The following is a 13,996-nucleotide window of genomic DNA, read 5'->3' on the forward strand; positions in this document are numbered from 1 at the left end:
GCAAAAGTACAATAAGTGGTTTCAAATCTCCAAATATTTTTTTAATCGGGTGGAATTAGCTTTCTATGCTGTTGCAAAACGTGTCAACAATTCCTTCAAAGGCTTGTTCCTATCTTTGATACAATTTTATGGCAAAAAAAATGAAGAATAAGATAGTGACAGATGGTGCCGGTGTTACCGATGCTATTGAAATAATGGGTGCAAGGGAACATAATTTAAAAAATATAGATGTTTCTATTCCTAAAAATAAATTGGTAGTTATTACCGGTGTAAGTGGCAGTGGTAAATCATCCCTGGCTTTTGATACCATTTATAATGAAGGCCAACGCCGTTACATGGAGAGTTTTAGCGCCTATGCCCGCCAGTTTATTGGCGATATGGAGCGGCCTGAAGTTGATAAAATTACCGGTTTATCGCCCGTTATTTCTATAGAACAAAAAACTACTAATAAAAATCCGCGCTCAACAGTAGGTACGGTAACTGAGGTGTATGATTTTCTACGTTTGTTGTATGCACGTGTAGCAGATGCCTACAGTTATGAAACCGGGAAAAAGATGGTAAAATTCTCTGAAAAAGAAATCATTGATCATATTTATACTTCATTTCCCAATCAAAAAATTTCTATTCTTGCGCCATTGGTAAGAGGCCGCAAGGGGCACTATCGCGAATTATTTGAAGAAATAAGAAAAAAAGGTTTTTTAAAGGTACGAATTGATGGTGAGATAAAAGATTTAACGGCTAAACTGCAGGTTGACCGGTATAAAGTGCATGATATTGAAGTGGTAATTGACCGTATGCCGGTTTCAACGGATATGCACTTGCGTATTACAAAAAGTGTGGAGCAGGCTTTAAAAATGGGTAAAGATCTGATGTTTTTATTGATAAATGATACCAATAAATTAGTGCAATACAGCAGCAGGCTTATGTGTATGGATACCGGTATTAGCTATGAAGAGCCATCGCCCAATGCATTTTCTTTTAATTCGCCTTATGGTGCCTGCCCGGTATGTAAGGGCCTGGGTTCCATTTATTCAGTTAGTTTAACGCAAATTATTCCTGATAAAAATGTTTCAGTGAAAAATGGTGGAATTGCCCCCCTGGGTCAGGAGCGAAACACCCAATTGTTTCAGCAAATGGCTGCATTTGCAAAAAAACATAAAATCAATATTGATAAACCTATTGCCACCCTCAGTAACACTGAACTGAATTTATTGTTATACGGTACCGAATTGCCGGACGATGCCGATACTTTATTGAATGCCTCAGACGATGCATTCATAGCAAGCCAGGGATATACCGGATCTTTTGAAGGTATAATTCCTATGTTGAAGAGATGGTTTACTTCTTCTGGTAGTACTGAAACTACCAGAGAATGGGTGGAGCAATTTATGGAGCTGAAAACCTGCCCCTCCTGCAATGGTGCCCGTTTAAAAAAAGAAAGTTTATGGTTTAAAATTGATGGTAAAAATATTGCAGAATTGGGTGATATGAGTTTGGATTTATTAACCCAATGGTTTCAGCAACTACCCAAAAAATTAAGCGAAAAGCAAAGCGTTATTGCCAAAGATGTTTTAAAAGAAATTAATGATCGTTTAGGGTTTTTAACCAACGTAGGCTTAACTTATTTGCATTTAAACCGACCATCCCGATCATTGAGTGGAGGAGAAAGCCAACGGATACGGCTTGCTACACAAATCGGTTCACAACTGCAGGGTATTACCTATATTTTAGATGAACCATCTATCGGATTACATCAGCGGGATAATCACAGACTCATACAGGCTTTGCAAAATTTAAGAGATATAGGTAATAGTGTGCTGGTAGTGGAACATGATAAAGACATTATGCTGGCTGCCGACTATTTAATAGATATTGGACCGCGTGCCGGTAAAATGGGTGGTAGTGTGGTTGCTGCAGGCACACCTGCAGAAGTAATGCAGTTACAAACACCCACAGCCGGTTATTTAAATGGAAGCATTCATATTCCTATACCGGCGGCAAGACGAAAAGGGACTGGCCAATTGATTGAATTGAAAGGTGCATCGGGTAATAATTTAAAGAATGTTTCGGTACATTTTCCTTTAGGTACTTTAATATTGGTTACCGGTGTTAGTGGTAGTGGTAAATCTAGCCTGATTAATGAAACGCTTTATCCGCTATTGGCGGCACATGCTTACCAGTCGCGCATAAAACCCATGCCCTTCAAAGCCATTAAAGGGTTGGAATATATAGACAAGGTAATTGAAATTGACCAATCGCCCATTGGTCGCACACCACGCAGTAACCCTGCTACTTATTGTGGATTTTTTACAGATATACGTACCTTGTTTGCATCGGTACCGGAGGCAAAAATACGCGGCTATAATGCCGGACGATTTTCTTTTAATGTAAAAACAGGCCGTTGTGAGGTATGTGAGGGCGGCGGGATGCGTGTAATTGAAATGAATTTTTTACCTGATGTATATGTGCCCTGCGAAAAATGCAATGGCAAGCGGTACAACCGCGAAACACTTGAAATAAGATATAAAGGCAAATCTATTAGCGATGTGTTGGATATGTCGGTAGATGAGGCCTGTGATTTTTTTCAACCTGTTCCCTGGATTTATCGTAAAATAAAAATACTACAAGAAGTAGGGCTGGGTTATATTACTTTAGGGCAAAGTGCTGTAACATTGAGTGGGGGTGAGGCACAACGGGTAAAATTAGCAACCGAGTTAGGAAAAAAAGATACCGGTAAAACCTTTTATATTTTAGATGAACCTACTACCGGTCTCCATCTTCAAGATATTATGTTGTTAATGGATGTATTACAAAAATTAGTGAACCGGGGTAATACTGTATTGGTGATTGAACATAATCTGGATGTAATTAAACAAGCAGATCATGTTATTGATTTAGGTCCGGAAGGTGGTGCAGGTGGCGGAAAAGTATTATTTGAAGGAACGCCAGAGGGTTTGTGTACTGTAAAAGACAGCCATACGGGACATTTTCTGGCATTAGAATTAAAACAATTTATTCAAACTACTTCAAAGAAAACAAATAAAAGAGTAGGCGGATAATACTTACAACTGTTTGTATTGGCTGTGTTTTCATCTATAATCAGATGCAATATGCTGCAATTTAAAAATTCTAATCCACTTCTAATCTATTCTTTGCATTTCTAACAAAAAATTTTATTGTTCCTGTTTAGCTTTGCAGTAAAAATAGCAGTAACCCATGCATCGCTTTTACAAAGCATATAATTTAATTGTTAAGTTACTTTTTTTTATCCTGTACATACTTTTTTTTGGGGTACAGTTGCTATTTAATTTTGATGCAGTACCTGAAGATCAAATTATTTATACACAGCTTCATTTACATGAAACTTATCAGCCGCATCAATATTTTAAAAAAGCAGTTTACACGCACAATAGTTCTCAACGGGGAGATAATATTCGTTTAAACAAACGTTATCAGCCCGAAACTGTAGCAGCTTCTACTTTCTTTGTATTAGCCATTATTCCGCTATTATTTATTTGCATTCCCTATTGCAAATATAGGGAATCTTTTGTATCTTACTTTCAGCATACTCTGGCGCTGAGAGGGCCACCCGTAGGTATGTAAACCAATCATTTCTTTTATTTCATTTTAAAAACCAACAGGTTATATGTTTGTATTAAACAGAAAGTCAATAATTGGCTGTATGCTAATTGTTGTATGGATAGGTAGTAGTGTAACTGTTACCGGCCAAACAATCCAGCCATTTTACTCATTACCTCAATTAACAGATTCTGCATTGCAGTATTATCCATCTATTATGAGTAAGCAGGCTTTAATAGCCAGTGCTAAAGCGGGTATTATGGATGCCAAACATGCTGCATTGCCATCACTTCAGGTACATGATCAGATAACAATGGCCACTGCCAATGGTGTTACCGGAACATTTCTTCCTTTGGGAATTGCTATTCCAACAGCAGGTGGCATAACCGCCGATAATAATTCACAAGCTGCTTCAGGCAATCTGGGTATGATATACAGCCAGTATGAGTTGTATAATTTTGGATTGAATAAAGCACGTGTAGAAGATGCAAAGGCCAATGAAAAATTTAGTGAAGCAGATTATGCAAAAGAATCATATCTGCTGAAACTAAATGTTGCGAATTATTATCTGGCCTTATTAAAAAATATACAACAGTTAGGTGTAGAACAAGATAATGTTCGGCGTTATGAAACCTTATTTAGTGTAATTAGAGCACAAACTGCCAGTGGGTTAAAGCCCGGTGTAGATTCTTCTTTAGCTAAGGCAGAATTAGCCAAAGCGCGTATTAATTTAAATAATCAGTCAGATGTGGTGCTTCGCTTACGCGAACAACTCTCTATGTTAACCGGCATACCCATGCAACGGTTAAATATAGATACGGCAGTAGATCGTTTTAATACCTTGATTAATCAAAATAATTTTACCAATCAGATAGATACCTTAGGTAATCCATTGATAGATTATTATCAGCAGATTAAGAACAGGTATATTTCTCAGGGACGTTTGATTCAAAAAACCTATCAGCCTAAAATTTATCTGGCAAGTGGTTTTTGGGGTCGCGGTTCCAGCATCGATTATCAGGATCAATACAAAGCTATCGGTACCGGATTTGGGTACCAACGGTATAACTACGCACTGGGTTTGGCATTTACCTATAATTTATTTGATGGTATTCATCGCAAAGATCAGATGGCTGTGAACAAGTTTGCTACACAATCCAGCGACTATGATTTGCAACAGCAAAAATTATATTTATCGAATGCCTATCAAAAGTCATTGGCTTCTATTGACATCATTCAGAAAAATTTGCAGGAAATACCCATTCAGTTACAATCGGCTCGCGATGCCTATCATCAAAAAGTTGCGCAATACAATGCCGGTTTAATTAATCTGATTGATTTAACCAACTCTGCTTTTGTATTATACCGCAGCCAAACAGACTATATTCAAACCATTACCAACTGGTTGCAGGCTAACTTAGATAAATCTGCCGCAGCCGGAACAATTGATTCATTCATCCAAACAATAAAATAATTTATATGGTACGAGCAGCCCTTAAAAGGCCCATTACGGTAATTGTATTGTTTGCAGGGTTATTGCTGTTTGCAGTAATGGCTTTACGAACCATACCTATTGATATATTCCCTAAACTAAATTCTCCTACCATTTATGTAATTGAACAATATGGCGGTATGTCTGCCGCACAAATGGAAGGTTTTTTTGCCACCCGTATGGCCGACCAGTTTTTGTATATAGATGGTGTCAAGAATATTGAAAGCAAAAATATTCAGGGTTTAACTTTAATTAAACTTACCTTTTATGAGGATGCAAATATGGCGGAAGCCTCAGCACAGGTTGCTTTGCAGGTAAATAGAACCATGGCATTCTTTCCACCAAGTGCCTTACCACCTACCGTTATTCGGTTTGATGCCTCTTCATTGCCGGTTGGTGAGTTAGTGTTTAGCAGCAAGACACGTCCGTTAAAAGACATCTTCGATCTGGCTGTTACGCGGATACGCCCTTTGTTTGCAACGGTACCGGGCTTGTCTGCACCACCACCTTTTGGTTCTAATGCACGTACCGTATTAATTAATATTGATCCTACTAAACTAAGTTCATTTAACCTATCTGCTGATCAGGTGGTAGAAGCCATTGCTAAAAACAATGCCATTTCACCATCAGGCAACATACGGATAGATAGTACCATGTATGTTACTTCGGTAAACTCATTGGAAACCAAAGTAAAAGATTTTGAAAATATACCTATTGTAAGTAATAATGCTACTTCCATTTTTGTAAAAGATGTAGCAAAAGTTACCGATGGGGCGGATATTACGGTAGACTATGCATTAATTAATGGCAAACGTTCGGTTTATATACCGGTAGTAAAAACAGCCAGTGCATCAACCTGGGGTGTGGTGCAAGACCTGCGTTCAAAATTACCTGAAATGCAAAGTTTGTTGCCCAGCGATGTACATATTCAATATGCATTTGACCAATCGGTGTTTGTAATTAACTCGGCCAAAAGTTTAATGACAGAAGGCATATTGGGCGCCATACTTACCGGGTTAATGGTACTACTATTTTTACAAGATTGGCGCAGTAGCGTGGTGGTAATTATTACCATTCCGGTAGCTATTTTGAGTGCTGTTTTCTTCTTAAAAATCGCAGGGCAAACCATTAATATCATGACACTAAGTGGTTTGGCTTTGGCCATAGGAATATTGGTAGACCAGGCAACGGTTACCATTGAAAATATACACCAGCACTTAGAAATGGGTAAGCCGAAAAAACAAGCCATTTTAGATGCCTGTCAGGAAATATCGTTCCCGCTTTTATTAATTTTATTATGTATCCTGGCGGTGTTTGCCCCTGCATTTGTAATGTCGGGTGTACCAAGAGCCATGTTCCTTCCTTTATCATTGTCCATTGCTTTTGCAATGATAGTATCTTATGTAGGTGCTCAAACTTTGGTGCCGGTTATTTCAAACTGGTTGTTGAAAGAAGATATGTTCAACAAATACAGCCATACCAAACAACATGCACATGCAGGTTTGGCATTAGACCAGCAGGAAGATGCCGAAGTAATTGAGCATACCAAAGAAGACGAAGAACACCAGGAAGAAGACAACTTCTTTCAACGGATTAAAGTGGCATTAGCCAGCCGCTTAACCAAGTGGATACCCAAGCGTAAACTGATTGTAATTGTTTATTTGATATTGGCATTTGGAGCAGCCGGATTTTGTTTTGTGATTATAGGTAAAGATTTATTGCCTAAAACCAACACCGGAGAATTGCAACTTCGGTTAAGAGAACCCGATGGAACCCGTTTAGAAGTTACAGAGCGGGCTACCAAAGGTGTTTTGAATATTATTGATTCAACAGTTGATAATAATGTTGAAATATCTTCTGCTTACGTAGGTTTGGTACCCAGTAATTTTGGTACCAGTAATTTATATATTTTTAATAGTGGTACGCATGAAGCCGTTATTCAAATTAATTTGAATGAAAAGTATAAGGTGAATATGGAAAACTTAAAAGAAAAATTACGGTATGCCATTGCCAAAGCATATCCTGATATTAAAATTTCTTTTGAGCCCATTGAATTAACCGAGAAAATTATGGCACAAGGTGCATCAACACCCATTGAGGTTCGCGTAGCGGGTAAGAATATGACCGATATTGAGAATTATGCCAATCGGGTAATGGGAAATATGAAGGCAATTCCTTTTCTGCGCGATGTGCAAATTGCAGAGCCTTTAAAATATCCTACCATCAATATAAAAGTAGATCGTGAAAAATTGGCGTTAATGGGTTTAACCATTGATAATGTTTCGCGAAGTATTACTGCCAGTACATCTTCCAGTCGTTATACCAATAAAAATTTCTGGTTAGATCCCAATAACTCTTATACCTATCAAACACAGGTACAAATTCCGGAATATGCCATGAATTCATTGGAAGAATTACAGGCTACTCCGCTGGTAAAAGGACAGGCCAGACCGGTGCTATCAGATGTAGCTACGCTTTCAGTAGATAGTTTACCGGGTGAATATGACAGAAGTGGCCCCAGACGTTTTGTTGTAATTAGTGCCAACATTTATAAAAAAGATTTAGGAGCTGCTACTACTGCAGTGCAGGCAGCGATTCATCAATCTGGCACACCGCCATCCGGATTAGTTACACAGGTAAAAGGAATGTCTTCGCTGCTGGTTGAAACATTAGATTCATTGCAAAGTGGATTGTTAGCAGCCATTATTGTAATATTGTTGTTATTGGCAGCAAATTATCAATCATTTGGTTTAGCAGTATCAGTATTGGCAACTGTACCTGCAGTATTGCTGGGTTCCATGCTCATGTTGCTGGCCACAGGTGCAACGCTGAACCTGCAATCCTATATGGGTATTATTATGTCAACGGGTGTATCGGTAGCTAATGCCATTCTTATTGTAACCAATGCTGAATCTTTACGGTTAGAATATAAAGATCCGTTTAAAGCAGCAGTAGTAGCTGCCAGTATCAGGCTAAGACCTATCTTAATGACCAGCCTTGCCATGATAGCAGGTATGATACCTATGGCAAGTGGTTTGGGTGAAGCAGGCGATGAATCAGCTCCATTAGGTCGTGCGGTGATAGGCGGATTGGCTGCATCTACAGTAGCTGCCTTATTCATAGTGCCTTTGGTATATGGATGGGTACAGCAAAAAGCTTCATTCAGGGATGTATCTCTGTTGCCTGAAGATGAGGTAAAAGATGATCATGCACCCAATCCCGCATAACATAAAATAACTATTTTATATGCAATTCATGTTATTCAATAATTAACTATAAAATTTACCACAATGAAATATTATATTGTTCTTTTCGGTACTTTATTGATGCTTGCATCCTGCTCTTCTAAAAAAGTAGAAAAGCAAAAAGACCCGCCTACAGTAGATACCACCACACATTATACGATAGCAACTGTAAAGAAAGGTGGCGTAAGTGTGGCATTAAAATTACCGGCCAAACTTGCTGCCTATCAGGAAGTAAGTATCTTTCCCAAAGTGAATGGCTATGTAAACAGTGTTTTGGTGGATATTGGTTCCAGGGTTTCAAAAGGCCAGCTTTTAATGGTATTGGAAGATCCGGAATTAGAACAAGCCATGTTACAAGCCAAAGAAAGATACGAACGATCTAAGGCAGATTTGTCTATTGACAAAGAAAATTATGTTCGTTTGTTAGAAGCAGCTAAAACACCCGGTGCTATTTCTCCATTAGATGTATCTGCAGCGCGAACCAAAGTGCAAGCCGATAGTTCATTAAGTAATGCCGAAAAAGCTAACTGGAAATACCAGGAAACCATGCTGGGCTATTTAAAAGTGTTTGCACCTTTTTCCGGAGTGATAACTGAAAGAAATGTGCATCCCGGTGCGCTGGTAAGTGCAGCCATTAAAGATCAACGTATGTTAGAACTGAAAGATATAGCACACCTGCGTTTACAAATTGATGTACCGGAAGATATTGCTGCTCATTTTAAAGATAAAGATACAATTGCCTTTTATACCAGTGCTTTTCCGGGAAAAAGGAATATTGGTTTTGTAAGCAGAAATTCTTATAATGTTAATCCTCAATTTAGAACCCAACGGATGGAAGTTGACGTATACAATAATAATTACCTGCTTTCTCCGGGTATGTTTGTAGAAGTGCAATTATTTACAAAAGGTAATCCGAACGCTATGTCTGTTCCTAAATCAGCAGTTGTTACATCTACTGAAAGAAAGTATGTAATTGTTGTCAGAAATGGAAAAGCAGTTAAAGTAGATGTACATACCGGAAATGATGATGGCACTCAGATTGAAGTGTATGGTGCAATACAACCCGGTGAAGAAATAATTAGTAATCCAAGTGATGATATTAAAGATGGAAGTACCATTCATGCATAAATAGCATTACTGATATATAAAAAGCGACCGGGAAGTAATTTTCGGTCGCTTTATGTTTTATGATACTTATCTTATTTGGTATATGATTCTATGTTAGTTTTGGTTGCAAAGCGCATGAATAAAACAGTAGCTGCATCCGGTTGTCCGTGCAGATGTATAAAAAACTGTACCCAACACAATAATCACCAATAATGCCAGTATAATGATAAATCCGTTTTTACGCATATATTTTCTTTATTTTCAACTATACAAAATTACCCGGGATTCTTGCTTTACTCATATAATATCCTTTTATGCACTATAACTGTTGGTAATCACTATGCTTATTTAGTAGGCTAATTCCCATACATTTAATCTGGCTGTTTAATCATTTCTATGTGATCTATTCCATCTTCATCATATACATCACTGCTTTGTACAAAACCAAGCGATTCATAAAACTGTTTTAAATACAATTGCGCACCAATTTGTATAGGAGCTTTTCCAAACAATTCATAGCAAGATGCAATTGAATGTAGCATTAATGCACGCCCTATTTTCTGTTTACGAAAATTTGGTGCAGTAACCACTCTTCCTATACTCATAAATCGGTATACCTTGCCCGGTGCTATTAAACGGGTATAAGCGGCCAACTGATTATTCACAAATCCCATGCAATGGTAGCTGAATTGGTCTTTATTATCCATATCTAAAAACACGCAATTTTGCTCCACTACAAATACTTCACTTCTTAGTCTTAGCAGGTTATATAATTCATCGGGTGTTAATGTATGAAATGCTTTTATCTGCCAATCAATACTTTTATTGCTATCTTCCATTCTAAAATTATTTTTTGTAGGTTTAATCGGGCATTATTTGTTGTAAAAACTGGATGCTTTTGTTGTATGTGTCAATTAAGTTTACTCCTGTCCACCCATGTCCTGCACCTGCATATTGATTATATTGATGGGTTATATTGTACTGAATCAGCCGGTTATTTAAACTATCACTTTGGCTAATGGGTATCACATCATCAGCCGTTCCGTGAAAGATAATGGTGGATGGCAGGTTGGCTGTGATAACTAAATATAACGGGTTGGAACTGATGTGGCCTGGTATGTTAGTAGCAGGTGTTCCACTCATGAAAATAGATATCAGTGCCGGATATGTTGGATTCGGCGCATTATAATACAACGCAGCTAAATCAGTGAGGTCAAATAAATCAACCACTGCTTTTATTTTATTGGGATGGGTATAACCTAATAGTAAAGCTAATTGAGCACCTGCTCTGGCGCCAAATACAGCCGATTTGCCGGCATTGATAATATACTTTGCTTGTTGCTGTTGAATGAATTGAAATGCGCTGTTGATATCTGATAATTGTGCAGGCCATACATTGGCTCCCTGAATGGTTGCCAAACGGTAATTGATATTGCACAATGCAAAATTGGGTAAACTGTTTTGTAGGGTTTGTATAGCGGTATCAAAATCAGCTTTATCTCCTGATGTCCATGCGCCTCCATGAATGAGGATTAATGCTTTGGTATGGAGGGTATTTCTTCCGGCAGGTAAGTAAACATCCATTTTTTGTAACGGGTCATTTCCATAAGATACATTCTTGATAGTTTGAGCTGTTAATGACCCATTATTGGATACCATATTTTTTTTGTTGCAGGCCATGAAACCTGTTAAGGTAAATGCAACAAAAAAAAGATAACAGCAACTATTGTTGATTTTCATGCAGCTATGTTGATGGCAATAAAATTAATTAAAACTTTGGTTGCAAATAGGCTACAGTTTTCAAAACAGTTTTCTATTATCTATTGCTGGCTGGTATTCACACGCTTTACTGGTTATAAAAGTATGCCACTGAATACTAAAATAATTAAGAAGCTTCAATGTTTATCTTCCTTCAATACCAGGCACCACAGGCAGACTTTCATTCCCAGCTTCACCAACTGATTGTACTGCAAAAAAATAATTGTCCTTAGAATATGGCAGATCAGCACTGGTAGCAGTGGTAAATAATTTCTTTTGCCAGAAAGCGCTGGTAGTTTCCCGCATTAAAATATAATATCCCTTTACGTTGCCGGTGGCGGGTTTATCCCAATGCAGGCTGGTATAATTGCTTAATTTTTTTACTTCTACAGTTACATTTTGTGGCATGGCAGGTGCTTTGGCTAAATTTGCAAGGTTGGCTAAGTTAATGGCTGTGTTTTTTCTTAGGTATTCATAGTCCATAAATTCAGGCAAATCGCCATATTGAATGCCATTTTCTTTTCTTACATCCTGATGTTGGTGGTAATAGTTTTCATTCATTTCAGTAAACCTTACTGCAGCAAAACCATTTTCAACATAGGGCAAGTGGTCGCCACCTCTTAAAAAGCGGTCGTTTCTGTAAATCATTACCACCTGAATATTGTCTACATATCTTTCGCCAATTTCTTTTACATAACGGGCTAACTGACGGGCCTTACCGTCGTTTTCCAAACCTAATGCCCGAATACGTTTGGCTTGTTTTTCTGTTTCATAAGCCGGTAATCCTTCGCTAAAAACTCTGATTCTTGTATTGTCAATAATATTGGTTTCGCTGCTGTTGTTGCTGCCCATGATATCGTTGTTTAGTACAGCTTCAATATCCCAACCTTCTTTTTTGGCTTTTTTGGCCATATAGTATGCACCTAATAAACCCTGCTCTTCTCCACTCACTGTTACAAAAATTACAGTAGCAGGAAAAGCATGTCGGCTCATAATTCTGGCACATTCAATTACAGCTGCTGAACCGCTGCCGTCGTCGTTGGCACCGGGTGCATCATTTACCCGATCCATTACATTGGTGCGCATATTATCTAAATGCCCGCTGATAATAAAAACACGATGGTCGTTCGGATCAGTGCCTTTTAAAGTAGCTATTACATTGCCTAAAATAATGGTACTATCTACTCTTTTTCCATCCGGATGATACGTAACCGTGTCAATAAAAGCAGTTAAACGGCCGTTACTGGCAGTAGCAAATTCATTGAATTTTTGTAATACCCATTTTCTGGCAGCACCAATACCTCTTTTAGGATTGGTTTGTGTGCTGAGCGTATTGCGTGTGCCAAAGTTTACTAAAGTTTTAATGTAACTGTGTAGTGAATCGGAAGATACTTCTTTTACCATTGCTGCAATTTCAGGATCGCGGTCAATAATGGTTTGGCTATAAATAGCTGAAGAGCTAACTGCTAAAAGCAGTAGGGTGCAATAAAATTTTCTCATAGCATTTGTTTATTGTTTAAAGATAAATAGAAAGATGGTTTTGAAGATTAGTAATTGTATTTGTTTTTCCAGCGTTCTTTTAAAAATTTTCTGATTTCATTTTCTCTGGTATTGTTTCCGGGTGAATAAAACGTTGTGCCAGATATTTCTTTGGGCAAATATTCCTGATTCAAAAAATTACCTTCACCCAAATGCGGATATTGGTAGTTTTTTCCATAATCTAAATTTTTCATTAAAGTAGTAGGGGCATTGCGAATGTGTAATGGAACGGAAAGATCGCCGGTAGTTCTTGCTGTTTGCAATGCTTTATTAATGGCTTCGTATGCAGCATTACTTTTTGGTGAACCTGCTAAATACGTGGCACACTGGCTTAAAATAATTCTGCTTTCCGGATATCCGATTTTATTCACTGCATCAAAAGTGGCATTGGCCAATAATAACGCATTGGGATTGGCGTTGCCAATATCTTCACTGGCAAAAATAACCATACGCCGGGCAATAAATTTAACATCTTCCCCGCCTTCTATCATACGTGCCAGCCAGTATACAGCAGCATTCGGATCGCTTCCCCGCATGCTTTTAATAAAGGCAGAAATAATATCATAGTGTTGCTCGCCATTTTTATCATACAGCGCCACTTTTTGTTGGGCAATGGCTGTTACCATTTCGTTGGTAATTGTAATATTTTTTTCTTTGGAGGATAGAATAACCAGTTCAAATAAATTGAGCAATTTTCGGGCATCACCTCCGGAAAGTTGCAATAGCGCAATGGTTTCTTTTAATTGAATGGAGTAGGTTTGCAGAGTTGCATCTTTCTCAATAGCGGTTTGCAATAGTTGCAACAAATCATTTTCCTGTAATGGTTTTAAAAGATATACCTGGCAACGGCTCAGCAAAGCTGCATTAACTTCGAAAGAAGGATTTTCGGTTGTTGCACCAATTAAGGTAATAATGCCTTGTTCAACAGCGCCTAATAATGCATCCTGTTGGCCTTTGTTGAAGCGATGAATTTCATCTATAAATAAAATGGCACGTTTGGTTTGCCTGGCTGTTTCAATGACTTCTCTTACTTCTTTTACGCCGCTGCTAATGGCGCTGAGTTGAAAGTAAGGTACCTGTAAAGTATTAGCAATAATATTGGCTAAGGTTGTTTTACCCACGCCAGGTGGTCCCCATAAAATAATGGAAGGAATATAACCTTGTATCAGCGCTTTATTGAGAATACTGTCTTTTCCGGTAAGGTGCTGTTGGCCGGATAATTCCTGTAAAGACTTTGGACGCATTCTTTCCGCCAAAGGAGGCATTGTGTTCATGC

At 38.1% G+C, this 13,996-nt stretch carries 9 protein-coding genes; 5 read left to right on the top strand and 4 right to left on the bottom strand.

All coding sequences use genetic code 11. From position 1 onward, the window contains the following. Window positions 1–140 precede the first annotated feature (140 nt). The 5 genes from uvrA (at window position 141) to EO766_RS06695 (ending at window position 9,444) form a co-directional block, all read left to right on the top strand. Entirely contained in the window at window positions 141–3,059 is a 2,919-nt protein-coding gene (uvrA, locus tag EO766_RS06675; protein WP_074419157.1) for an excinuclease ABC subunit UvrA, read from the top strand. A gap of 157 nt (window positions 3,060–3,216) precedes the next feature. Then, entirely contained in the window at window positions 3,217–3,603 is a 387-nt protein-coding gene (locus EO766_RS06680) for a hypothetical protein (protein WP_074419149.1), read from the top strand. A gap of 79 nt (window positions 3,604–3,682) precedes the next feature. Then, a complete protein-coding gene (locus tag EO766_RS06685) occupies window positions 3,683–5,053 on the top strand; it encodes a TolC family protein (RefSeq protein ID WP_179852345.1) in 1,371 nt (456 codons plus the stop codon). A 5-nt stretch (window positions 5,054–5,058) separates the two neighbouring features. Next, a complete protein-coding gene (locus EO766_RS06690) occupies window positions 5,059–8,298 on the top strand; it encodes an efflux RND transporter permease subunit (RefSeq protein ID WP_081298643.1) in 3,240 nt (1,079 codons plus the stop codon). Window positions 8,299–8,361: 63 nt separating this feature from the next. Beyond that, window positions 8,362–9,444 (top strand): efflux RND transporter periplasmic adaptor subunit, encoded by a 1,083-nt coding sequence (locus EO766_RS06695; RefSeq protein ID WP_074419152.1) that lies wholly within the window; start codon window positions 8,362–8,364, stop codon window positions 9,442–9,444. Between the two features lie 350 nt (window positions 9,445–9,794). Here the strand turns inward: EO766_RS06695 and EO766_RS06700 are convergent, their stop codons facing one another. The 4 genes from EO766_RS06700 to EO766_RS06715 all read right to left on the bottom strand — a co-directional run bounded on the left by EO766_RS06700 (window position 9,795) and on the right by EO766_RS06715 (window position 13,994). Continuing rightward, on the bottom strand, window positions 9,795–10,262 hold the full coding sequence (locus EO766_RS06700) for a GNAT family N-acetyltransferase (RefSeq protein ID WP_074419153.1): 468 nt from the start codon (window positions 10,260–10,262) through the stop codon (window positions 9,795–9,797). Window positions 10,263–10,284: 22 nt separating this feature from the next. Then, complete coding sequence (locus EO766_RS06705) at window positions 10,285–11,082, bottom strand: alpha/beta hydrolase (protein WP_179855962.1); 798 nt, start codon at window positions 11,080–11,082, stop codon at window positions 10,285–10,287. Between the two features lie 243 nt (window positions 11,083–11,325). Beyond that, window positions 11,326–12,681, bottom strand: coding sequence for a M20/M25/M40 family metallo-hydrolase (locus tag EO766_RS06710; protein WP_218331373.1), 1,356 nt, complete (start codon window positions 12,679–12,681; stop codon window positions 11,326–11,328). A gap of 47 nt (window positions 12,682–12,728) precedes the next feature. Beyond that, on the bottom strand, window positions 12,729–13,994 hold the full coding sequence (locus EO766_RS06715; RefSeq protein ID WP_025584905.1) for a replication-associated recombination protein A: 1,266 nt from the start codon (window positions 13,992–13,994) through the stop codon (window positions 12,729–12,731). Between the last annotated feature and the right edge of the window lie 2 nt (window positions 13,995–13,996).

The organism is Hydrotalea sp. AMD (assembly GCF_004100315.1).
In the GTDB taxonomy this organism is placed as follows: Bacteria; Bacteroidota; Bacteroidia; order Chitinophagales; family Chitinophagaceae; genus Hydrotalea; species Hydrotalea flava.